The sequence below is a fragment of the Kiloniella sp. EL199 genome, assembly GCF_900313065.1.
Taxonomy (GTDB): Bacteria; Pseudomonadota; Alphaproteobacteria; order Kiloniellales; family Kiloniellaceae; genus Kiloniella.
Genome location: NZ_OMPU01000010.1, coordinates 677,828 through 699,889 on the forward strand (window position 1 = coordinate 677,828; position 22,062 = coordinate 699,889).

Sequence of the window (22,062 nt, forward strand, 5' to 3'; positions counted from 1 at the left end):
AATGAAAAGATAATGCTTAAAGTTATAATTATTGCTGTTCTCATTACATATTTAAAAGCAGTTTGAAACACTGATAGGTTGGTTTTCAGTATGTTACATCATTTTCGACGCAAGTTATCTTGGCCAAAACGACGAGCAAGGCTTGTCTATTACAGCTCTGCATTTTTCTTCGTGTTTGGTATTACATCTGCTTGGGCTATGAGCGAAGAAGAGTTTGGGAAGTTATTGTTACCGGGCAAAATTACGGTAACTAATCCGTTCCTTGATAGTTGTGACAGTAAACGTGAATGTGGACGTGTTTTTAAATTACTTCATGCGGGAATTGATTATAGGGCTAGAATACCTACCGAAGTAAGGTCACCAGTATCGGGGACGATCGTTAAGTTGAGATCTGGAAATAAGGAATATGAGCCCCTGAAAGATCAAGCTGGATCAATCACTGTAGAGGTGGCAGGCAAAGAAAAACCGATGTATTTCTTTTTTGTACATATGAGCAAGAGCTTCGTGAAAGTTGGAGACAAAATTAAAGCGGGGTGCATCATCGGTTTGACTGGCAAAAAGGGAACTATTTTTCCTCATCTGCATGTGGAATATAAAGAAATGCGTGGCAGAAAAAATATACGGCCAACTCCTTCATTAAAAACAATCGCAGATATAAAAAATCGGGGAAATATCTCACCAGTTGAGGCTGTTAAAAATAAGCCATTGCCGATTGCTAGCGATCAAAAATGTGGATGAGATAACAAACAGTGTTGTGAGTGATGGGTGTTCATTAAGCCTATGTATAGTGAATGTCGGAGAGTACCAGAACTGGCCTTGTAAATATATCTGCTTATTGTTTGTCCGTGATAAAAGAATGAAGGCAAATCTTTAAATAACAAAGGAATGCCTTCATTTTTTTTTATGAGCATTTTACGTTGTTCGCTCTATTACTTTATTTATCTTTTTTTCCGGTCCAATAAAAAAGTGGATCGATTTTTTCAATTCCCCATTCTCCTTCAAATTGGTCAAGTGAGTCATTGAATTTAACTTTCATAATACCTGCGCCATAGCTGTCTTGCCATTCACAGGATAGCTGACCGTATTTATTAGGGTGGCAGTTTATCAAATTTCCCTGCTCGATTTTTCCGGCATCGTCGAATTGATAAGATCCAATGACTTTATTTTCAGTGGTTTTTGTCAGGGTCGTGGTGACAGAGCTTGTCATATCGTTATTGAGTAAGCTCCCCTGATAAACCCCGGAAATACTCTGATGCCAGTTTTCGGGAAAGATCTTGGTTAAACCTGCTTTGTAGTTGTCTATGGCAATTTTAAGTTCATCTTTGGAGAGTGATCTAACATTTTGATTACCAATGAAGTGTATTGTGCATTTTTGGTGTATACTGTTGCTGCTACGACCAAGCTCACATCGCCGTTTTGCATCCTCAATTGCGGTATCAATACTAGAATGTCCCCAGGCCCATCCATAGGTGTAGGCTCCTCCTGAACCAATGGCCCCAACCATAGATTTATGCTTGTTATAGGTTAGGTATTTTTGTTGATCGTGATACATCGCAGGTGGAACGGGTTGAGTCGTTTGACAGGCAACAGTAAACAGCAGACTACCGAGAACGGCAATTTTTGATAGCTTCATAAAAAAACAGTCCTATACGAAGTTCTATATTAAAAAAGCTAATCAAGTAATGTTTAATTGCGAGCAGATTAGCTGTGATTTATAGAGAAAAATTATTGAAGGCGAGATGCTATTTATAGAAAAAATAGTTGCATGGTGCAATCTTTTGTTGAATTTCTTTGACGTTACCAAGTTTTACCGCTTTGTTATGTATAGGTATATTTCTATTTTAATTAAAAGATGATTTTGGTGTTTCACTGCCGTACCACCTCATAGCCCAGGCGTTCCAGATACCATTGCAGGGACTGGTCACCGCCGAGGTGTCCGGCGCCGACGGCGATGAAGGCGGTGCCGGATCCGCGCATGATGTCTTCTATCTTTTCGGCCCAGTTTGCGTTGCGGTCATCCAGTAAGGCGGCTTTGATGCGATCCTGTCCGTCGAAAGAAGCATTCATCAGAGCGGCAAGCTCTTCGATCTGGCCGGTTTTCCAATAGACGAACAGTTGGTCGAGCATATCGGTATCTTCGACCAGCTGTACCATTGAGCTGTTGAACATGGCGAGGTCTTCTTCGGGGGTCATGTTGCCGAAAATACGCAGTTGCTGTTCCAGTGTTTCCAGATATCCCAGTTCTTTGCCGGCAGCTTTTGCATCTTCCCAGAGAGCTTTATCCACGCCTGCTTCCGGGTTCAGGCCCTCTGCCTGCATTTGAATTCCGGCAAGCGTTACAGCGGTAAACCAAGGGCGCAGGTTCGCGAAATTCTGCATGGCTTCTTCGGGAATGCCCAATGAATTCAAAGCGCGGACAAAATTTCCCCGATCTGCAGGCGTAAGCTGGTCATAAAAGGGGATGCCAGATTTGTTGAATGCATACTTCTGGAGCAGAGGAACCATTGTTTCGGGTGTTGCATCGGCAACGGGTGCTTCCATGTAATAGCTGTCAGCACTGGCAAAGGCTTGTTTTATTTTCTCTGTACGCCATTGCAGATTTGGGTCGAGGGCGTGCACAGTGCCGAATATCCAGACTTCGCTGTCTTCGTCGCTTAACTTCCATAATGCAGGGTTGATCTGGTCGTCGGCAAGGACACTCTGTAGGCCAAACCCGAGGCCGGTGATAAATCCTGTAATGAGGAAGGTGGTGCGAAAAAAGCTTGTCGCAGTTTTTTTTGCTATCTGGAAAGTACCCATAAAAACGTCCTGCATCTGCAAAGGTCTCGAGATTTTCCGGAAGATTTTCCGGAAAATTTGCTGGGAGAAAATAATAGCCTGTATTTGTTGTCATAAAGTGTTTTTTGTCAAAAAAATATTTGTTGGTAAAATAATTTTCATCATTTGAAGCAACTTGCTCACTGAAGAATATGACGCTTTTATTTGGCAATAATGGGGCAAAAAATAATCAGGATGATGTCGGGCGTTTCATGTATAAGTGGGGGCTGTAATCTTCTTTTTTCATTTATTTACTGGAAGTTAGCTTTGAAAGGTTCTACCTGTTAAAATAGGGTAATGGGAAAATTAAGGTAAGAGAGAGGTCAGGCACAATGTCCAGCTTGTTATTGGAAAAACTCGTCACCGAAGTACGTCGGTATCAAAACAAGGACTTCCTGCATGCTGCGATGGCGGTCTGTGCCATTACGGCCTATTCCGATGGTGAGGTTTCAATCGAAGAACGCTATTCCATCGACTATGCCATTGATAATATCGAAGCCTTGCAAACCTTTGATCCCGTCAGGGCAATCGAAATTCTGGATGACTATATCTACTTGCTCAAAAGCGGTGCAGAAGGGGCCAAGGCCGAGCTTTATAAGAAAATAAAGGTTTTCGAAGGGAAATATAAGAGATCCCGAACACTGTTACGTGTTGCGCACTTGATTATCTGTGCTGATCGTGAAGTGGATCCTCGTGAACAGAAAGAGTTTGCCATGCTGTGTAATCTTATGGGGTTGGAAGCAAACAAACTTTGGCGGCAGATAGAAAACCAGAAAGCGCTTTAGCTTAACGGGCATCATGACAAAGCAAAATTCTACGCTGGCGTACTATGAGAAAAATGCAGAAAGTTATGCCGCCAGAGATTTCAGCGGTACTTTTGAGGAGTACCGTGATCTTTTTGTCGCAAGCGTTAAAGAGAGCCGTTTTAAAAAGCAAACCTGTCAAGGGCAAGAAGCTGAAAGTTCTGTATCCCCAAAGCCTAAAGTTTTGGAACTGGGATCTGGCAGTGGGCGGGATGCACAAAATTTTCTGACTCATGATTTTGATGTTACCCCTGTTGATGGTTCTGCAGTACTTGCCAGAATTGCAAAGGAGAGAACGGGGCTAGACGTTCTGGTGATGGATTTTGCCGACCTTGATTTTGAAGCCGAGTTTGATGGTGTCTGGGCAGCGGCTTCATTGCTTCATGTCCCGTCTGAAAAGTTGCCGGGCGTTCTGAAATCTGTAAAACGAAGCCTGCGAGAGAATGGTGTTTTGGTCGCGAGTTTTAAAGAGAATGACAATGACTGGCATGATGATCTTGGGCGATATTTCTGTGCCATGACAGAAAGCCATCTGGCTGACTTAATCTCGAACAGTGGCTTTGAGCTTTCGGCCATAGAAAAGAAAGAAGGCAAAGGCAGTGATGGAAAACCGACTGTCTGGTTATGGGTGGTTGCTCAAAAACAAACTCTGGCATTCCGTTAGGGGCACAGGCTACAAATCAGACGCTTGATTGGCTGTGTTTAACCTTTTGGTGATCGTCTTATCAATTGATCGGAAAGTAATTCTGCCGGGTAGATTGGAATGGTGATGCGAAAGGTAGCGCCTTTGTCTTGGTTGCTTATAACGTGAATTTTCCCGCCCTGATGTTCTATTAAGTCTTTGCAAAGGTGAAGGCCAAGTCCGGTTCCGATTTCGCCATCTGTGCCCGTGGTTGTTATATTTTCATCCAGTCTGAAAAGTCGAGATGCCTGATCAAGTGAAATACCAACACCGGTATCTGTAACTTCAAGTTCAACAAAATCATCATTGCAACGGGTCTCAACCGTAACTGATCCACCTTCGGGCGTGAACTTGATCGCATTATTCATGAGGTTGCGGATAATGGTATCAATCATATTAAAATCGGCAAGAACGATGTATTCTGTTAACTTGCAATGGAGTGTTATCTTCTTTTTGTCAGCAGCCGGGGTAAAAAGAATTCTGTTGATCTTGATGGCTTCATTCAAATCAACAGGACCGGGTTCGTATTTCATCCGCCCCATTTGCAACAACGACCATTCCAACAGGTTTTCCAGCAGTTTGAAGACCTGTTCAGCCGACTGATGAACCAAAGTACCGTACTCTTTGGTTTTTTCTGGGGTTAATTTGTCGCTCTGATCAGAAAGCAGGCTTGAAAACCCAAGTAACGAGTTAAAGGGACCTTTGAGATCATGGGCAATGATTGAGAAAAATTTGTCTTTCTGTTCATTTAATCGGGCCAACTTGTCATGCGCTTCGGACAGGTTTTCTGCCAACAATACCAAGTCTGAGGCCTGTGCCTCCATACGCACTTCGTTTTCTCTGAATTCATTCACCTTCGCTTGCAGATGTTCCTGACTTATCCGCAAGGCTTCTTCGGCGGCTTTTCGTTCTGTAATTTCGGTTTGGATGTGAATATGACCGCCTCTGGACGATTTACTTATCTTGTAAGAATAGCTCCGGCCACTGGCATGGACAGTTTCGCCTTCTGTATGCATATTTTCCCGGCGTTCTTTTAAACGCATGGCTAACCAGGTTTCTGGATCTGATTTTGCAAGGGGATGATCTATCTGTCCGGCTCGGAGGCTCCTTTGCAAAAGCTCCGTCATTGTACAGCCGATGATCTTGTCTTGTGATGGCGCGTTGGGATAGGCCTGATGATAGCGTTTGTTGGTAAAGACGACACGTTCTTCGTGATCATAGAGAATGACGCTGTCGGTAAAGTTTTCCAGAGCCTCTTGTAACACTGTGGCTTCGCGTTCTCGATTGTGTATTTCCGTGATATCTGTGAAGGTCACTGTACGGCCAAGGTCGCTATTCTGACATTCCATTACTTCCAGAACGCGTCCGCTGTTTGTAATGCGTATTTTTTTTACCTCTTCACGCTCGATCAGAACTTCCTGATACCTTTTCTCAGCCAACCTGTTCGGGTCTCCATCGCCATAAAAACCGTTTTGAGCGAGATGAAGAAGAAGATCAAACAGGGATATTCCAGGCTTAAAGGTTCCTTCGGGAATATCAAACAGTGTATGAAATTTATTGTTACAGATAAGCATCCGGTCATCAGGATCCCACACGACAAATCCGTGGTTTAATGAGTTCAGGGACCGTTCCAGCAGATGAGATTTTGCTTTTAATTCCTGGGTACGTTTTTGTACGCGCTGCTCAAGTTCTTTCTTTGATTTTTGTATATCCTGTTCTGCTTTTATCTGTTTTCGTTTTGTTTCTGCGCGGGCGAGAAGTTTTTTAATCAGAATTGGTGTGAATTGAAGGTAGTTTTGATCATCATCGCGTATAAGATAATCAGTTACCTCTAATGAAATTGCTTCCAGTGCGAGATGTTCCGATCCCGTTTGCGCCATAAGCAAGAGAGGACATTCTGGATGTTTTGCCAGAAGAGTTTGAGCTAGGTTAGCTCCGGATATATTGGGTAGGTGACAATCAATCAGGACGATGTCAAAACTGAATTGGTCAACTTTATTAAGGATTTCTTTCCCGGAAGAACCAATGGTAATCTTGCAAGGGCCAAGTATCCGTTGAGCGACGTCGGAATTTTCAAGGTAATCTTTAAAGGTATCACACTTGGTTACGCTCTCTTCAGCGTAGAGGATATTTATTACTTCCTGAACGAGTTTGTGACTTGTCATGCCTTAAGTAAACACATTGGTTACTACGGTCCTTTGAAGCCCGTTTTTCCTATTATCCGGGAATAAAATTAGTACTAAGTTTCTGTTTTTTGAACGATTAGCAATATTCGTAAATATACGCATTGCAATATTGTGCAAATTATTGCATTGTTTTGCGTAATATCAAATATCTATTTCCCTACCTGATAAGGCATAATTTTGATGCTCACACTTGATTTAAATAGCCCTGACACCCGGCAAGCATTGTTACTTGAAAGGCTTGAAACCGGAAAACCCCTCGTTGCGCGCGAGATCGCTGATGCTTTGCAGGTTTCACTTGATACCATTCGCAGAGATCTTATCACGTTGGAAAAACAGGGTGCTCTCAAGCGGGTCAAAGGCGGTGCTATCCGGATTGATAAAAAGCTGTCGCCGATGGTTGAGCGTCTCAAGGAAATGCCAGACTGGCTAACCAAGGCCAAAGGTATTTTCACGGAACTTCTTGTGAATTCCCCAAGTATGTTTCTGGATGGTGGCACTGCCGTTCTTTTTTTTGCGCGTCAAATTCCAGTTGGTTACAGGGGACAGATCATGACACCGTCACCGTTGGTTGCGACAGCTTTGCTGGAAAAACAGATAGATGTTGTTTTGATAGGGGGAACATTGCGCCCTTTGGGGGGAATTGCCACAGGGGCAGAGGCTGTACGAAGCCTGTCAAAGTCATTGGCAGATGTTGCTGTGTTGGGAACCTGTGGACTAGACCCTGATTTTGGTTTGTCAGCGGATGATGTCGAGGAAGCGGCGGTTAAGCAGATCATGTCTGAGAATGCGAACCGTGTTGTGGTTTTGGCCTCGGCAGACAAGCTCAATAGTAGATCGGCGCATCAGGTTGTTCCTTGTGATGACATTGATGTCCTGATTTCGTCGGGTTCTAAAGAGATGACATCAGTTTATAACGCTTTTGAAATAGAGGTACACAATGTCTAGGGAAAGCGTAAAAACTGTCGGAAAACAACCTCAGGATCAACCTCTGGGGCAGCCTCTGGAAAGCCAGTCCGAGGGGCAGTTTCAGGGATTACGATCTCCCCGGCTGGCTGTCACGGCAATGTTTATCCTCAACGGTGCGCTTTATGGTGCATGGGCGGCACGTATTCCGTCACTCCAACAGGGTTTTGACCTTTCTCCCGGTGATCTTGGGTTGTTTCTTTTGTTATTGGCAGGTGGGGCGATTGCGGCTTTTCCGCTTTCTGGTGCGTTGTCGGATCGTTTTGGTCCAGCCCGGGTGACACTGGTCTGCGCCCTGATTTACTGCCCGGCGCTGGTGATGATCGGCTATAGCTCGAGCCTGGTGATGCTGGCACTTTCGATCTTTATCTTTGGCGCGGGGCATGGCGCCATGGACGTGGCCATGAACGGTTGGGCCGCCGAGGTGGAACGCGGGTATGGTCGTTCTATTATGTCCAGCTTCCATGCCCTGTTTTCTGTGGGCGCGGGCATTGGTGCCGGCTTTGGGGCTATCGCTGCCTGGGAAGAGATAAGCTATAGCCTGCAATTCTCTGTCTTTGCTTTGATGCTGTCCCCCTTGATCTGGTTTTCTTCTTTACCGCAAATTTTTAAATCTCAAAGGGATCAGGTGATATTACAAAAAAATAACCCGGCACAAAAGGATAAGGAAGAACAGGAACCAGAGACAAAGAAATCCAAAGGACCACGACTTGCTCTTCCAAGAGGAGCACTGTTGGTGGTTGCTTTGGTGGCTTTTTCCTGTGCTGTGGGTGAGGGCGCAATGGCGGATTGGTCCGCGGTCTTCCTCACCTCTGTAATTCTTGTCGGCGAGGGGCAGGCCGCGTTGGGCTATACAGTCTTCTCTATTACTATGGTTGCCATGCGCTTTGCCGGGGATCGTCTGATTATCCGGTTTGGCCCGGTAAATATCCTGCGGTTTTGTGGCATGGCTGCCCTGATCGGTAGTTCAATCACCGCGACATCAACCAGTTTATTTATGACCTATCTGGGGCTTGCTCTGATGGGGATGGGCTATTCCATCGTTTTTCCTTTGGTCTTTTCCCGTGCCGCCAACAGCAAGCAACTCAGCCCCGGCGTGGCCATCGCCTCGGTCGCCACCTTCAGTTATGGTGGTTTGCTGCTTGGCCCACCCCTGATTGGCTTTATTGCCGAAATCTCTTCCCTGCGCTTTGCCTTTGGTCTTTTTGTCCTGCTTGCCCTTGTTGTCGTCATTGGATCAGTGGCCTTCAAGCAAAATGAAGAGGTTAAAGAAGCAAGTTAAATCGCGTGGGAAATTAATATAAATATTTGATAATTAATAGAGAGTAATAAAAGGACGCTTTATTCACTTTTTATTCACAACACATCAAACGCAAACTATGGTTTACTTGTTTTCGATGGATTTGGGAGGCCATCGACTTAGCAAGAGGTATCTGAATAGAGATAGGTTTCTGACAAGAAGTGTAAAGCGTCAGTTTGTAACTTGTTTATTCTCTCTCTTTGTTTGCTATTCCGTAGTTGGTCGTTCGGCAAAACGGTGAAGCTGTTCTTTTCCGGTTTATCTCAGGCCGGGTTTGAATAAATCACATAACCAACTATCGGGTTAGAGAAGTATCTCGCACCTTTGATTGAATTGTGTTTTCGACAGAGTTTTCGTTTGCAGTATATTTGGCGAAGACAGGGTGCTTGAATTGCATTTCGACAAGACTTTGTAAATGAGGATTGTGCACTCATTTCGATATCCGGTTTTATTGGTATCCGAGTATGGATATTAAAGAAAAAACAGGATGACATCAGGTTAAAGACTTGCCAGATTTGTATGAACTTAACTGACATCAAAGGCATCTCGGTAGGTATGACCCGGTGGGTAAGAGATGCGCCAGACTAGATCCAGACCAGATTTGGAATTGTATATCTGGCAGTTGAAATCTGGAGAAAATAACACACTCAGCATTCAGATTTGTACCACCCCCGATGCAGTCATCAGGAAGCCGGAACAGGACGCTTCCTAGATTATTCCAAATATGGTGATTCCAAATAGGATGATCCAGAATTACGGTGATTCCAAACATATGGTGAACCAAAGATATGGTGATCCAGAGTTACCGAGATTGGAAGCTGCTTCGAGGTGTCGTTGATTTCAGGTCCTCCTTTTTAAATTGAAGAATTTGGAAGGAGTTTACAATGACTGTAAAAACAAAAGAGAGTTCCAATAAAACAAAAACTTCTGGAAAGTCGAAACTGGACACAGACGATTTTACCGATGAAGTAGTTCTTATTCAGGACGAGGAACATCCTGATTATCTGCCCGGTATCTATAGTGATCCCGCTGATTTCCCGGCCGATTTTACCGAAGGAGATTTCACCGAAGGAGATTTTGATGATCTCGAAGCCTTTGATGATGAGGGTGATGATGGGGATCTGGATGCTTTCACCCCTGTGCCGGGTGGTCCTATCCCGGGCGTTCCCGGAATTCCGGGCATTCCAGGTCGAATACCGGGACGCATTCCGGGTCGGATCCCTGGCCGTATTCCGGGACCAAGTATCCCCCTTAATTTCTGTTCGGCTTTGAGTGGCACCTATAGCTATTCAACCCCGTTCAGGCCTATTCCCCGCCCGTTCCCGATACCGCGTCGTCCCTTGCCGCTACCAACGCCTTCGGTACCGGCACGGCCCGCACGCCCGGTAGGCCCTTTTATTCCGCTGTCTCTGATCAGCATCAAGGTGCGCGTGGATGTGGATCGTTTCTTTCCACAGAATCGCATTTCTATTGAGGTCAATCGGCGGTTCCCTTTCTCAAGGGCACATGCCATTGCAGAGGTCACATCAGACCGCTGTCTGGGGTGGAACCGCCGCCGGGTCGAGGCAAACATCACCTATCGTGATGGTCTCAACAGCTTGATCCCGGGAAACAGGGTGATTTTTGAAGCATCCAGAGGTCGCGGGTTTAGCTATGGGTCTTACAAGTTAACGCTGATTGGACCCGGCAGAACGCGTCGTGTCTATCGCCTCAACTTTGAAAGTCAGCATTTTGACGATGTGGAATTCGAGGTTGATCGTGTATCCAATGCGAATGCGCCAACAACCACCTATGACATTGGGTCCCACCCCAACCGTCCGGCGAACCTGCCTGCGGAAAATATCTCGATGGATACGGTCTATCGCCGTGCGGGCTTTGATGTTTCCATGTCGCCGAACAGATCGGTGATCCCCACAAGCAGGGCCGGGACCAATGGTACGTGGAGTGATGCAGAAATGCACAATGCCATGGTGACCTATTGGTCGCGCTTTGGAAATCGGCCAAGCTGGGCCATGTGGGTGCTTTTTGCCCGGCGACATGATCGCGGGCGCGGCCTTGGGGGTATCATGTTTGATGATATCGGACCAAACCACCGACAGGGCACGGCGATCTTCACCGACAGCTTTATTCAGGATGTTCCGGCGGGTGACCCCAATCCGGCAGCATGGCGTCGGCGCATGGTTTTCTGGACAGCGATCCATGAAATGGGTCATGCCTTTAACCTGGCACATTCTTGGCAGAAATCGCTTAGTTACAATGGCGGCGACCCGTGGATACCACTGACCAACAATAACGAAGCCCGTACCTTTATGAGCTACCCTTTCCGGGTGTCTGGTGGTGAAAGTGCTTTCTTCTCTAACTTCCGTTTCCGTTTTATGGATGAAGAGCTGGTGTATATGCGCCATGCCCCCCGCCGTTTTGTGCAGATGGGTAATGAAGACTGGTTCTCTAACCATAATCTGGAACAGGACAGCAGCCTGCAGAGCGGTAACTTTGATCTGGAAATCAGGCCGAACAAGTCTGACAACAGCTATCAGTTCCTTGAACCTGTATCCCTTGAACTCAAGCTCAAGAATGTATCGGATCAGGCTGTAGAGATCGAAGAGGACTTGTTGGAAGACGGGCGTCACATTACGCTCTTTGTTCAACGCAGTGAAGGGAAAACCCGCAAGTGGCGGTCACTTTCCACCCATTGCCATCATGAGCACACGACCGACCTGAAACCGGGACAGGCCATTTACGGATCGCACATGGTGAGTGCATCGACCGATGGCTGGACCATTGATGAACCCGGCTTCTATAACATTCAGGCCGTGATTGATGTGAATGATGAAATCATCAGTTCCAACGTGCTTCGGGTTTATGTGAACCCGCCATCCTCTGCGGAAGAAAGCAAACTGGCACCGGATTACTTCACGGAAGATGTTGCCCGGACCATTTCCTTCGCGGGTGCGCCGTCACTGGATGGTGCCAATGATGTGCTGCGCGATGTTGCGGCCCGTTGTGCGAAGAACCCTGCGGCCCGTCACGCCAATCTGGCCCTGAGCGCCCCGATGCTTCGGGACTTTAAGGTCTTGAGCGGTACCGACGACAAGGCAGAGCTGGAAATCAAGTCCATCAACGCCAAAATCGATCAGGGCGCAAAGGCACAAACCGCTGCCTTGATTGATGACCCCGATAGCGCCGCAGATACCCTGGGCCATATCCGCTATTTCGGTATGCTGAACCAACTTGCCACCGCACTGGAAGACAAGGGCGATGACAAAGGCGCGATCAACGTCCTGAAATCAGCCGTCAGCACCATGAAAAAACGTCAGGTTCTCGACAGCGTGATCAAAGAAACCGAAAAGAAACTAAAATAGGTCCTATTAGGACTGTTTTACTGGAACTGTTTTATAACGGTTTAGGGAACCCGGTTTGATCGGGTGTATATAAAAGAGGCCTTGTTTATCTCGTACAGAGAATGACAGGGCCTTTTTTCTGTGGGGATTATTTCGACAAGCTGTTTGGGGCATAGCCGAAGTTCAAATGACGAAAAGAATTGAAACTAAAGCACCATTTTTGTTCAGCATTCACGGCATAGAGACACAGAGGGATTTGCATGAAATCCCAGAGAACAGAAGGAAATAAAGAGATATCCAATCGGTAATCGTATTCTAAAATATGATCCCCAGCGATGAATACAGAACCTTTTAGATCATTTTCTGTGATCATCCGCGTCGTAAATTCATGACTTTCTTCTGGCTTATATGGAATTTGAACAAGGCAATGTGATGAGTTTGGCACCTTTTCCCAATCTATACACTCTACTTTCCAGGGAAAATCTTTGTAAATGAACGTTTCGTCATCAATGGCAGAGGGATTTTTAACAACCTCAATTTCACCTGATTTGAGATACTCTTCATACTTTTTGTGTAGCTCTTGTTCTTGGTGCTCCCTTTGAAAGGTCATTGTCATCTTCTGTGAAGCAATTGGTTGTGGCTTATTTATCTGGCACGTAACCAAAGTTAAGGTGGCGAAACATATTGTAGGTAAAACACCATTTTTTATCAGCACTCACAGCATAGAGACAAAGTGGTATCGGCATGAAATCCCAAAGGACAGATGGTAGCAGTGAAATATCCATCCGATAGTCATTCTGCATTAAAAGATCACCATAAAGTACAACAGGTCCGGACAGGTTATATTTTTGGATCATCTGTTCTGTAAATTTGCGACTTTCTTCCGATCTGTAATCTATTTGTACCTGATAATATTCTGAATTAGGAACGGCCTGCCAGTGGATGAATGGACCCTTTTTAGGGAATTTTTTAAAAATGAAATTGTACTCATCAATAGGGTCATTGTTATCTTCGATAACTTCAATAGCGCCCGAGCGGATATAACTTTCTAAGGTTTTCTGAAGCTCTTTGTCTTCTGCAACAGGTTGATCAGACATATTAAATAACCTTGGTCTTCGTTTTTTGGGATAACGATATGCTGAACAGGTTTTTCAGCAAACATTGTTTGTATAAGCTATATCTATCAGGATAATAATACTAATATTTATGTGTAGTAATTCTTCGACAAGAGTACTTTACACAGGCTATAAGAATCATATGGGGAAATGTTGAAGCTTTTGTTCTCTAACAATTGTATTGGATTATAGTTTAATGAAGACCATTGAAATTTGTGCTGGCGCTGGGGGACAGGCGTTAGGCCTGCATAATGCTGGAGCAGAACACATTGCCTTGGTTGAAAATGATGCTGATGCTTGTGCTACGTTAAGATTAAATAATACAAAAAATCGTCTTGATTGGGGGAAGATATATGAGAAAGACCTCAAAGTATTTGTAGAACAAAATGCGGACAAATATGTTGGTGAGATTGATTTAATTGCTGGTGGTGTTCCATGCCCACCTTTTAGCAAGGCAGGTTTCAAGTTAGGCCCAGAAGATGAACGGGATTTATTTCCTGTTGCGATAGAGTTGATTGAAAAAATTCAACCAAAAGCTGTTATGCTTGAGAATGTTGATGGGCTGCTTGGTTCAGAGTTCCAAGAATATCGTGAGAACTTGAAAAATAAACTAAAATGCCTCGGCTATTCAGCAGAGTGGAAGAGTATTCAAGCCAGTGATTTTGGTGTATCACAAAAAAGATCTAGAGCAATTTTAGTAAGCTTTAAAACACCTTATCGTCGCCACTTTTTATGGCCTAAGCCTAATTTTCAAGGTACAAAAACCATAGGTGAACTTTTATTTGATTTAATCGCTTCCAAAGGATGGAGACATGCTGGTGATTGGAAACAGAAAGCTAATGGTATTGCTCCGACTATTGTAGGTGGATCTAAAAAACATGGCGGCCCAGATCTAGGTCCAACACGCGCAAAAAGAGAATGGCAATCTTTATATGTGAATGGGCACCGATTAGCCAATGAAGATGAGATTCCTGATCAGAATTTCAAGAATTACAAGCTAAGAAATGGTACAATAAGAGAGGGCTTTGATTATATGCCTATGCTAACAGTCCGAATGGTTGCACGAATTCAAGGTTTTCCAGATTTTTGGAGCTTTAGTGGTGGGAAAACAGCTGCTTATAGACAGGTTGGAAATGCATTCCCATCACCTGTTGCCGAAGCGATCGGAAAACAGATTAGTAAAGCTATCGTTATGGGTGATCAAAATTTATCAGTAAAATTTCAGGCTGCTGAATAGATGAGCTTGTTTAACGAAGAACGAACTAAATTTCATAAACAGTTATTGACAGATTCTACCCTATGTTTAACTAAGTCAAATGGTGACGCGCAAGTAAAGTGGGGTGTTGATTATATTGCTAGTGTTGCAGATACTGGCCAGGCAGCAAGCGTAAAAATTTCAAACCTCCTTGTTGATAAAATTAGTAAGCAAGCAGGGGTTCAAGTAATAAAAGTACCGAAGAAACCTCAAGGGCAACGACTAGGTAACCAGTTTGAAATAGCATGTCGTTCCTTTATTGATTATACTTTTTCGAAATTAGGCCACTTACGGCCCGGTCAATGGACAATCCAGAAAATTGACAAACGGACCGGAAATCTTCTCGGTGAGTTTGAACAGTATTCACATCTTGCTGAGTTAGAAACACTCATGGAAGGTAGCCGCGAACTCCGAACTTTTTTAGGAGAAGGTTATACGATAGCACCTGATATTGTAATTCTTCGCTCTCCAGTATCGGATGAAGATATAAATACATCAGGTACAATCGTTGACGATCATGTGGCCTTGAGATCGATGCTTCGTAAAAGAAATCATAGGGATAGAATACATCCTATTCTACATGCCAGCATTTCATGTAAATTCACGATGCGATCTGATCGAGCACAAAATACAAGAACAGAAGCGCTCAATCTTATTAGGAGTAGAAAAGGTCGTTCCCCTCATATTGTAGCCGTTACTGCTGAACCAACAGCTTCACGTATTGCCTCGTTAGCTTTGGGAACAGGCGATATTGATTGCGTTTATCATTTTGCCTTAAATGAATTACGGGCAACATATGTTGATCTGAATCGTGAAGATGCTTTGGATATGCTGGATGCTATGATAGAAGGTAAGAGGCTTAAAGATATCAGCGATTTACCATTAGATTTAGCAGTGTAAATTTGTTGATCCCCAAAAAAAGCTGATCCAGTTTTCGCGTCTTTCTCACAGGTAAAATGGAGGGGGATCAATGATCCCTGTTTTTTAGTTGTGCTTCGCGCAGGGCAATAAACAAACCGCTGCCGCAGATGACGATAATGCCTGTCCAGGTCAACAGGTCGGGGAAATCACCAAAGATAAAATAACCGATCAGCGTGCCGGATATAATCTCTACATAGCCGAGAGGGGCGAGAATAGAGGCGGGTGCCAAAGCACAGGCCTTTGTCAGCAGGAAGTGACCCAAGCCGGAACAAAGGCCCAGAATAACCATCCAGAACCAGCTATCAACCGTGGGCGCTGACCAGTAAAAGGGCGCAACGGCGGACATAACAACGGCGCCGACGATGCCGGTATAGAACAGGGTCACCAACGCGGGTGTTTGCCGGGCGAGAGAGCGGGTCAAGACAATATAGGCACCGTGCAAAATGCCCGCTGCGATGGCAAGTAGGGCGGGGATGGAAATACTGTCTGCCTCGGGTCTGAGAATAAGCAGGACGCCGAGAAAACCGACCACAACAGCCCCATAGCGGCGGGGGCCAACTTTTTCCTTGAGGATCAGGCCGGACATAATGGTGATTGCCAGTGGATAGACAAACAGCAAGGCCAGCGCATCGGCAATAGGCATATAGGCGAGGGACCAGAAAAACAGGAAGTTGGAGGCAATGATCAGTAGCCCGCGCAATCCCTGTTTGGCGGGGGATCTGGGGCGGAGGACTTCCCGTCGATAGCGAAAGAGAATAAAGGGCAGCAACAGGACAGTCATAAAGACATAACGTGCCCAGACAATCTGTGAGGTGGAATGACTGTCGCTGAGGTATTTGGCAATCCCATCCATCCCAGGGACAACGATCATTGCCAAAGCCATCAGGGTTACGCCCAGAAGGATACGGGTGGGTGCGGCAGTAGAGCCGTTTTCTGCTGATGTATTGTCTTTGGCCTGAGCCTTCGGGGCCTGAGTATTTGTAGCCTGAGTATTTGTCATTCAAAAGATACCAGAAATATTGGCAACCAGACTTCTGGTCATCTGAAAGGATGATAGGTCAAATTACTGCGATAGACTAGGTATTACGTCAACAGCCAAATGATTAAACACACCTCCGATTACACATGCAGGATTATATTTAATCCTTCGTCTTTTTTGGGGGGTAGAAAATAGCCGGTAATCACCTCAAACTCTTCGTCGCTGGGGGCAAATTCGTGAGACCCGGATGCGTTGCGCGCGTGGAGCCGTTCTTTGCACAAATCATTGCTGACATCCAGATAGTGCAGTTTGTTTTTCACCTTGGCGCGGGTGGCAATGCCCAGCATCCATGCCCGAATATCTGGTGTGTTCGCAGGGAAGTCCAGTACGACCGATAACCCAGCCTGTAGCAATTGTTGCAGGTGATCTTCCATAATGCTGCGCAGACGGCCCGAACAGCGAACATAGTCGGGAATGGTATTGATTTCTTCGGGATAGAGCCGGGACAGCCAAGTATCTTCGTTGATCAGAATAACCTTGGGATCTTCTGATAATTTTCGCGCCAGTGTCGATTTACCCGCGGCGATTTTCCCACATACCAGATGAAGCGTTGGTTTGATATCTGTCATTTGACTGGTTATTCCGTTGCTGTCCGAGTTTGTTTATATGAGATCAGTTTAGTGAACTCGGTTTTTGCTGTGTCTCTAAGCCAATTAATATATTCGGCGTAATGCTTTAAAAAGTCTAACTCATTAAATTGCTGAATCGAAGAAGATTTTGTGTATAAGCCAACTTCTTCTATATCAATTTTTAAGCTGTATGACCCGTCTGATACATCAGTAAAAAAATCTAGAAGCTGTGGCAAAGAGATTTCTTCACGTTCATATCTTAAAAGATAAAATCCGGCCAATAGTTCGTCGTGTTCGATGGTTTGTAATCTGGATTTAAAATAATGATTTGGCGATTCATATTGCAGATTTTTTTGTGATGAAGCATTTTCCGTATGAAGGGTTGAGATCAGATTTTGAGGCGTGCTGGGGAGTGCTATTTCGTACATCCAATTCTCAAAATCATCGCTTGTTAATATTAATTTTGCGACCCACAAAGAATAATCTGCCGGTTTAAAATATTCACTTTCGATTGCAGCAATGAGAGTGGGCAATATGTTTTGCATTTTATGATGGCGTTTGATTTGAAAGTTGAAAAGAAATAGGTGAGTTAAAATAGAAGATGTACAGTTTAAAGAAAACCGATACTTAATTAGCTTTAGAATTTGATAACTGAAAGCTTGCATACGGGGTGATGGATGTAATGTTAAGTCAAATTTGTTTTCTTGGTTAGATGATTTTATTGTTAATTATTTTGAATGTTTTTGCTTGCAACATTGAAGGCATTAAAAGGAGAGAAGTTAGAGTGATTGCAGGTTATTCCAGAACTCGGTGTGTTTTTTTTACAGCAATGCTGATATTTGTTTGCTTTATTGTCTGGGGGCAGAACAACTCTTCTGCGCGTGAAATTCATTTAACCGATGAAACCCAACAAATTAGCCAAAACCAACAATCTCAAAAAGAGCCGTTGATCTGGTATATCTGGAATCATCCGCCAGAATTTATTAATGCCGGTCCATGGAAGGGAAAGGGCTATGCTGACAAGTTTCTGGGCTTCTTTGTTCGGCACTTACCTGAATATGAGCACAGCATCCGTCCGGTAAATATTCCACGCTGGAGCCGGGAGGTTTTAAAACCCAACCGTTGTTCCGCGCATCTGTGGGGTGGGTTTTTCCCCGACAAACTTTTGCTGTCAAAACCCTATAGCTTTACACCGCCACATGTCGCTATTTTTCACAAGCGTCATCAAGATCGTATTGGTCCCAAGGGAACGGTTGTTTCCCTGGAAGTTCTGTTGAAGCAACCAGATCTGAAATTGATGATCATGAATGTGGATTTTAATCAAGCCGCCAGACAAAGCCGTTACCCCGTCCTTTATCCTTATTTGCTTCCCTATGTTGGACAGGAAAACCTGATCGAGCAGTACAGTACGAAAAATACCTTGGATCTGGACCTTCTGGCGCGGGGACGTGCAGACTATACACTGGCTTATCCCAGTACGATCAGAACACAGATGCGTATTAATGATCTACCCGATGAATATATTTCCTATCCGCTTAAAGAACATAACATCTATAAAAACGTCTATGTGGCTTGTCTCAATGATGATTTTGGCCAAGAGGTTATCAGAAAAATCAATGCCCTGTTGACCGAAAAAACCTTGCTCGAGTTCCTGTCTTACCACGAAGAATGGAATGACGGTGATCCGGATTTTCGCAAGAATACCATCGATTATTTTATCAAGAAAATGCCATTGGATAATGTGATTGAGTGAAGCGTCTTTTGCAGAAACTCAAAGTCCTAGTATCTTTCGTGCCTCATCAGGTGTGGCGAGGGTCCCACCCAGATTATCAATAATATCTGCTGCTTTTTCGACGAGCTGCGCATTGTCACGGCATAGTTCGCCTTTGCGGATCTGCAGGTTATCTTCCATACCGACCCGCACATGTCCCCCCAACAAGAAGGACTGGGCAAGGATCGGAAATTCGTGGCGGCCAATGCCAAAGGCGGCCCAGATGGTGTTTTCGGGAATTTGGGATGCCAGATACATCAAGCTTTGCGGCGTGGGCAAGATGCCATAACGAACCCCCATCACAATCTGCATCATTGTTGGGGCTTTTAGAATACCCCTGTCCAGAAAATCCAACGCCATGTTGAGGTCGCCGACATCAAAAAGCTCGATCTCTGGCTTGGTTCCTGCGGCATAGATACGATCAGCCATTATTTCCACATTACGTGGCGTGTTGATCACCACGGCTTCCCCCGACCACATGGTGTTGAAATCAAGGGTACAGATTTCGGGTTTCAGTTTCTCGACATGGGCCACACGTAATTCGGGACTGCATAGAGTGCTGCCGAGTGCCGCAATCTTGGGATCGTGGCCAGAGGGAATAAAACGTCCCCCTTCTCCTGTGGTCAGGTTAAGGATTACATCCTGATTTTTCTGACGGATCAGACCAACCATTTCTTCGTAGAGATTAAGATCCATAGATCCCTTACCTGTCTCTGGATCACGCACGTGTAAATGCACGATAGCAGCTCCGGCCTTTGCGGCGTTCAGCGCAGCCTCTGCAATTTGCTTTGGTGTAATGGGTAAACCCGGATGTTGCTCCGGTTTGGTCAGGTTTCCGGTAAGGGCACAGGTAAGAATGGTTTTCTTTTTGGGGTTCGGCATAGCGCGGACTTTTTTGGTTTTGGATCTGTTCTTATTGTCGTCCTGTTTACTCTGGCCCAAGCGATAAGGGAAAACAAGCCGTTATCAGGCACGGACATAAACTGGTTTAAAGCTTATATCATCTTAGAGATAGGATGAATGATAGTAGAGATACCCGTTGTCGAGGATAAAGGTTGTTCTATCAGGAAGGTTATCCGGGTTGTTGTATATGCGTAAACTTCTGGATTTACAGGCGGGTTTTTTACCAATATCAAGTTTTTTGTCGGTTAACGTATTTATACGTTCTTGGAACCGTTTGTCGGTTTTATTAATAGGTAGAAAACCACGTTCTGCACAGGATTGGATGATCTTGTGGGACTCTTCTGAGGAAAGCTTTAGCAGAATGCTGGTGTGTCCTCCAAATATACCGTTGTTATTTTCTGATAACAGAACTTCATATTTGGAAAATTGCAAATCAGGATAGCTGGATTGAATAACGTATCCCGGTTCGCTCTCTATGTAATCAATGAAATATACAGCACCCAAGAGAAATCCCAGGAATCCAGAGAATGCAACGATAATGAGGATGGATTTCTTTATAAAACGTTTGGGTGTTTTTATCATGACAGTTATAACGATCAGGAAGATGGAAGATAAAAACAAGGTGAAAAGAAAAATTATGAGCACATTAAAACCCGGGCTGTAATTGACGATTAAAGAGGAACTGTTTTTGTCTGGAGTATCTTCTTATCCCTACAGAAAGGCATAATTAAGATCTGTTGGGTAATTATTCAACAAGTCTCAGTTTGTGTATTTTTTTATGCGAGATAGTTGCTGTCTTTTGTTGTCATTGACTTCTGATACTAGACTCAGGACTCATCGTTTAAGATAGAATTATGATGGGGTTAAGAGGAAATACTTAATTATCGGGTTCTGAGGCTGGTTTCCGAGCAAAAACGGTTGATACCAGTGCCAACGTTAGCGATTTCTGTTTCCAGAGCATAGCATTAAACTCAACTATAGGGTGTTTTGAGAGCTTGAACTCACTCTTTTTCTAAGAACTATACAATATAAATTTCGTGCGATTGATGTACCATAGTTTTTGTTGGGCAGGAAAATCTAAGCATAAACTTCATAATAATAAATGCTTAGTTGATTTTTACTTTTGCAAATTTTTTTCTTCTTGACTGAAAAAATATCTTCCTCCTAAACTTGTATATACATATTTATCAGGGGAATGTAGCTATGATCATTACAAAAAAGATGGTGGCCGCCCTGGCTATCACAGGTTCTTTAATTTTTGCTCCAGCACTTGCAGACACCGTCAAAATTGGAATGAATGTGCCGCTAACCGGATTTGCTGCTGCAGATGGCAAGTCTGCTCTCTTGGGGGCCGAGTTGGCTATGGAGCAGGCCAATGCCGAAGGTGGTATTAACGGTTCGAAGATTGAACTGGTTCGTTATGATGATCAGGCTTCTCCAAAACAGTCCGTGCCAATTGCCAACAAGCTGATTGGTCAGGACGAAGTAAATATAGCGATCTCGGGAAGTTATTCCGGCGCTACCCGTGCTGCTGCAGGTGTTTTTCAATCCGAAGGCGTGCCTTATATTTCTGCTTTTGCGGTTCATCCGGATATTACCAAGTCAGGAGATTACGTTTTCCGCACTTCTTTTGTGGGTGAAGTACAGGGCCGTGCTGGTGCGAAGTTAATCGGCGACACACTGGGTAAAAAGAAAGTAGTTGTTATCACTCTCAAGAACGACTTTGGCCAGTCACTGGCAGCTGGATTTAAATCCAAAGCTGCAGACTTTGGAATTGATATTCTCAACGAATATGAATACTCGATCAAAGATCGTCAGTTTGGACCGATTGTTACCAAGGTAAAATCTGATGACCCGGATGCAATCTATGCTTCTGGCTATTTCTTCACAGCTGGCCCTCTTGTTTCTCAGCTTCGTGCCGCAGGCATTGAGGTTCCCGTTATTGGTCAGGAAGGCTACGATTCTGAAAAATTCATTGAGATTGCTGGCCCGTCATCCGAAGGTATTTTGATCACAACTTCGCTTGATCGGGATTCTTCTGTTGCTGTGACAAAAGATTTTATCACGGCTTTCGAAGCCAAAGCGGGCTACAAAGCGGACATGGTTGCCGCGTCTGGCCACACCGCGATTAAGGTTGCGGTCGAGGCTATGCGCAAGGCTGGTACCACAGACCGCCAAGCGATCCGTGATGCAATTGCAGCGACCAGCCTGGTGACATCGACAGGAGAAATTTCCTTTAACGGCCTTGGTGAAGTTAAAAAAGATGTCCAGGTTCAGGTTGTTAAAGACGGTGCATGGCATCACTATACAGTAATCAACGATAAGGAACTGTTGGCTCCACCTGTGGAGTAACTCTGCAGCCTGATTCTCAACACTTGCCACCTTATCTGGAAATTA

20 protein-coding genes are annotated in these 22,062 nt (G+C 44.6%); 10 read left to right on the forward strand and 10 right to left on the reverse strand.

Translation table 11 applies throughout. The features are described 5' to 3' along the window. Positions 1-90 precede the first annotated feature (90 nt). Complete coding sequence (locus D9A03_RS11660) at positions 91-738, forward strand: M23 family metallopeptidase (RefSeq protein ID WP_120497346.1); 648 nt, start codon at positions 91-93, stop codon at positions 736-738. 196 nt (positions 739-934) lie between these two features. Here D9A03_RS11660 and D9A03_RS11665 read toward each other — a convergent pair whose 3' ends face one another. Together D9A03_RS11665 and D9A03_RS11670 are read right to left on the reverse strand one after the other, a co-directional pair. Next, positions 935-1,633: a hypothetical protein gene (locus D9A03_RS11665; RefSeq protein ID WP_120497347.1), complete on the reverse strand. Its 699-nt coding sequence runs from the start codon at positions 1,631-1,633 to the stop codon at positions 935-937. A gap of 233 nt (positions 1,634-1,866) precedes the next feature. Next, the gene (locus D9A03_RS11670; protein WP_120497348.1) at positions 1,867-2,814 is read right to left on the reverse strand and encodes a TraB/GumN family protein; all 948 of its coding nucleotides are present in this window, start codon (positions 2,812-2,814) and stop codon (positions 1,867-1,869) included. Positions 2,815-3,149: 335 nt separating this feature from the next. On the opposite strand from D9A03_RS11670, the gene D9A03_RS11675 reads away from it, so the two are divergent. Both D9A03_RS11675 and D9A03_RS11680 read left to right on the forward strand, forming a co-directional pair. Beyond that, on the forward strand, positions 3,150-3,602 hold the full coding sequence (locus D9A03_RS11675) for a TerB family tellurite resistance protein (RefSeq protein WP_120497349.1): 453 nt from the start codon (positions 3,150-3,152) through the stop codon (positions 3,600-3,602). A 13-nt stretch (positions 3,603-3,615) separates the two neighbouring features. After that, complete coding sequence (locus D9A03_RS11680) at positions 3,616-4,284, forward strand: class I SAM-dependent methyltransferase (protein WP_120497350.1); 669 nt, start codon at positions 3,616-3,618, stop codon at positions 4,282-4,284. 38 nt (positions 4,285-4,322) lie between these two features. On the opposite strand, the gene D9A03_RS11685 is transcribed toward D9A03_RS11680, so the two are convergent. Further along, positions 4,323-6,467 (reverse strand): PAS-domain containing protein, encoded by a 2,145-nt coding sequence (locus tag D9A03_RS11685; protein WP_120497351.1) that lies wholly within the window; start codon positions 6,465-6,467, stop codon positions 4,323-4,325. A gap of 201 nt (positions 6,468-6,668) precedes the next feature. Here D9A03_RS11685 and D9A03_RS11690 point away from each other — a divergent pair, with 201 nt between their 5' ends. From D9A03_RS11690 to D9A03_RS11705, 3 genes are all read left to right on the forward strand, one after another. Continuing rightward, entirely contained in the window at positions 6,669-7,433 is a 765-nt protein-coding gene (locus D9A03_RS11690) for a DeoR/GlpR family DNA-binding transcription regulator (RefSeq protein WP_120497352.1), read from the forward strand. Beyond that, on the forward strand, positions 7,426-8,733 hold the full coding sequence (locus tag D9A03_RS11695; protein ID WP_216825451.1) for an MFS transporter: 1,308 nt from the start codon (positions 7,426-7,428) through the stop codon (positions 8,731-8,733). Before D9A03_RS11690 ends, D9A03_RS11695 begins: the two co-directional genes overlap by 8 nt. 902 nt (positions 8,734-9,635) lie before the next feature. After that, positions 9,636-12,113: a hypothetical protein gene (locus D9A03_RS11705; RefSeq protein WP_162938111.1), complete on the forward strand. Its 2,478-nt coding sequence runs from the start codon at positions 9,636-9,638 to the stop codon at positions 12,111-12,113. Between the two features lie 127 nt (positions 12,114-12,240). On the opposite strand, the gene D9A03_RS11710 is transcribed toward D9A03_RS11705, so the two are convergent. Both D9A03_RS11710 and D9A03_RS11715 read right to left on the reverse strand, forming a co-directional pair. After that, the gene (locus D9A03_RS11710) at positions 12,241-12,702 is read right to left on the reverse strand and encodes a hypothetical protein (RefSeq protein ID WP_120497355.1); all 462 of its coding nucleotides are present in this window, start codon (positions 12,700-12,702) and stop codon (positions 12,241-12,243) included. Positions 12,703-12,733: 31 nt separating this feature from the next. Further along, positions 12,734-13,189 carry a hypothetical protein gene (locus D9A03_RS11715; RefSeq protein ID WP_120497356.1) on the reverse strand — a complete coding sequence of 152 codons (456 nt, stop codon included), beginning with the start codon at positions 13,187-13,189 and terminating at the stop codon, positions 12,734-12,736. A gap of 214 nt (positions 13,190-13,403) precedes the next feature. Between D9A03_RS11715 and D9A03_RS11720 the strand changes: the two genes are divergently transcribed. Further along, positions 13,404-14,444, forward strand: a complete 1,041-nt coding sequence (locus tag D9A03_RS11720; protein ID WP_120497357.1) for a DNA cytosine methyltransferase — start codon at positions 13,404-13,406, stop codon at positions 14,442-14,444. After that, entirely contained in the window at positions 14,445-15,362 is a 918-nt protein-coding gene (locus D9A03_RS11725) for an NgoMIV family type II restriction endonuclease (protein ID WP_120497358.1), read from the forward strand. Positions 15,363-15,429: 67 nt separating this feature from the next. On the opposite strand, the gene D9A03_RS11730 is transcribed toward D9A03_RS11725, so the two are convergent. From D9A03_RS11730 to D9A03_RS11740, 3 genes are all read right to left on the reverse strand, one after another. Continuing rightward, entirely contained in the window at positions 15,430-16,383 is a 954-nt protein-coding gene (locus tag D9A03_RS11730) for a DMT family transporter (protein WP_120497359.1), read from the reverse strand. 119 nt (positions 16,384-16,502) lie between these two features. Next, complete coding sequence (locus D9A03_RS11735; RefSeq protein ID WP_120497360.1) at positions 16,503-16,991, reverse strand: ATP-binding protein; 489 nt, start codon at positions 16,989-16,991, stop codon at positions 16,503-16,505. An 8-nt stretch (positions 16,992-16,999) separates the two neighbouring features. Continuing rightward, positions 17,000-17,524 carry a hypothetical protein gene (locus D9A03_RS11740; RefSeq protein ID WP_162938112.1) on the reverse strand — a complete coding sequence of 175 codons (525 nt, stop codon included), beginning with the start codon at positions 17,522-17,524 and terminating at the stop codon, positions 17,000-17,002. Between the two features lie 251 nt (positions 17,525-17,775). Between D9A03_RS11740 and D9A03_RS11745 the strand changes: the two genes are divergently transcribed. Continuing rightward, positions 17,776-18,744 (forward strand): hypothetical protein, encoded by a 969-nt coding sequence (locus tag D9A03_RS11745; RefSeq protein ID WP_162938113.1) that lies wholly within the window; start codon positions 17,776-17,778, stop codon positions 18,742-18,744. An 18-nt stretch (positions 18,745-18,762) separates the two neighbouring features. On the opposite strand, the gene D9A03_RS11750 is transcribed toward D9A03_RS11745, so the two are convergent. Together D9A03_RS11750 and D9A03_RS11755 are read right to left on the reverse strand one after the other, a co-directional pair. Continuing rightward, complete coding sequence (locus D9A03_RS11750) at positions 18,763-19,644, reverse strand: 3-keto-5-aminohexanoate cleavage protein (protein ID WP_120497363.1); 882 nt, start codon at positions 19,642-19,644, stop codon at positions 18,763-18,765. A 123-nt stretch (positions 19,645-19,767) separates the two neighbouring features. Next, on the reverse strand, positions 19,768-20,169 hold the full coding sequence (locus D9A03_RS11755) for a hypothetical protein (protein WP_162938114.1): 402 nt from the start codon (positions 20,167-20,169) through the stop codon (positions 19,768-19,770). A gap of 699 nt (positions 20,170-20,868) precedes the next feature. On the opposite strand from D9A03_RS11755, the gene D9A03_RS11760 reads away from it, so the two are divergent. Next, positions 20,869-22,017: an ABC transporter substrate-binding protein gene (locus D9A03_RS11760; protein WP_120497365.1), complete on the forward strand. Its 1,149-nt coding sequence runs from the start codon at positions 20,869-20,871 to the stop codon at positions 22,015-22,017. Positions 22,018-22,062 lie beyond the last annotated feature (45 nt).

What these genes read in the sequence shown, in the direction of transcription:
- D9A03_RS11705 (WP_162938111.1), top strand. Translation starts at nt 9,636, where the DNA reads ATGACTGTAAAAACAAAAGAGAGTTCCAATAAAACAAAAACTTCTGGA.
- D9A03_RS11735 (WP_120497360.1), bottom strand. Translation starts at nt 16,991, where the DNA reads ATGACAGATATCAAACCAACGCTTCATCTGGTATGTGGGAAAATCGCC.
- D9A03_RS11760 (WP_120497365.1), top strand. Translation starts at nt 20,869, where the DNA reads ATGATCATTACAAAAAAGATGGTGGCCGCCCTGGCTATCACAGGTTCT.
- D9A03_RS11725 (WP_120497358.1), top strand. Translation starts at nt 14,445, where the DNA reads ATGAGCTTGTTTAACGAAGAACGAACTAAATTTCATAAACAGTTATTG.
- D9A03_RS11670 (WP_120497348.1), bottom strand. Translation starts at nt 2,814, where the DNA reads ATGCAGGACGTTTTTATGGGTACTTTCCAGATAGCAAAAAAAACTGCG.
- D9A03_RS11685 (WP_120497351.1), bottom strand. Translation starts at nt 6,467, where the DNA reads ATGACAAGTCACAAACTCGTTCAGGAAGTAATAAATATCCTCTACGCT.
- D9A03_RS11675 (WP_120497349.1), top strand. Translation starts at nt 3,150, where the DNA reads ATGTCCAGCTTGTTATTGGAAAAACTCGTCACCGAAGTACGTCGGTAT.
- D9A03_RS11660 (WP_120497346.1), top strand. Translation starts at nt 91, where the DNA reads ATGTTACATCATTTTCGACGCAAGTTATCTTGGCCAAAACGACGAGCA.
- D9A03_RS11710 (WP_120497355.1), bottom strand. Translation starts at nt 12,702, where the DNA reads ATGACCTTTCAAAGGGAGCACCAAGAACAAGAGCTACACAAAAAGTAT.
- D9A03_RS11730 (WP_120497359.1), bottom strand. Translation starts at nt 16,383, where the DNA reads ATGACAAATACTCAGGCTACAAATACTCAGGCCCCGAAGGCTCAGGCC.
- D9A03_RS11750 (WP_120497363.1), bottom strand. Translation starts at nt 19,644, where the DNA reads ATGCCGAACCCCAAAAAGAAAACCATTCTTACCTGTGCCCTTACCGGA.
- D9A03_RS11690 (WP_120497352.1), top strand. Translation starts at nt 6,669, where the DNA reads ATGCTCACACTTGATTTAAATAGCCCTGACACCCGGCAAGCATTGTTA.
- D9A03_RS11680 (WP_120497350.1), top strand. Translation starts at nt 3,616, where the DNA reads ATGACAAAGCAAAATTCTACGCTGGCGTACTATGAGAAAAATGCAGAA.
- D9A03_RS11715 (WP_120497356.1), bottom strand. Translation starts at nt 13,189, where the DNA reads ATGTCTGATCAACCTGTTGCAGAAGACAAAGAGCTTCAGAAAACCTTA.
- D9A03_RS11720 (WP_120497357.1), top strand. Translation starts at nt 13,404, where the DNA reads ATGAAGACCATTGAAATTTGTGCTGGCGCTGGGGGACAGGCGTTAGGC.
- D9A03_RS11665 (WP_120497347.1), bottom strand. Translation starts at nt 1,633, where the DNA reads ATGAAGCTATCAAAAATTGCCGTTCTCGGTAGTCTGCTGTTTACTGTT.
- D9A03_RS11695 (WP_216825451.1), top strand. Translation starts at nt 7,426, where the DNA reads ATGTCTAGGGAAAGCGTAAAAACTGTCGGAAAACAACCTCAGGATCAA.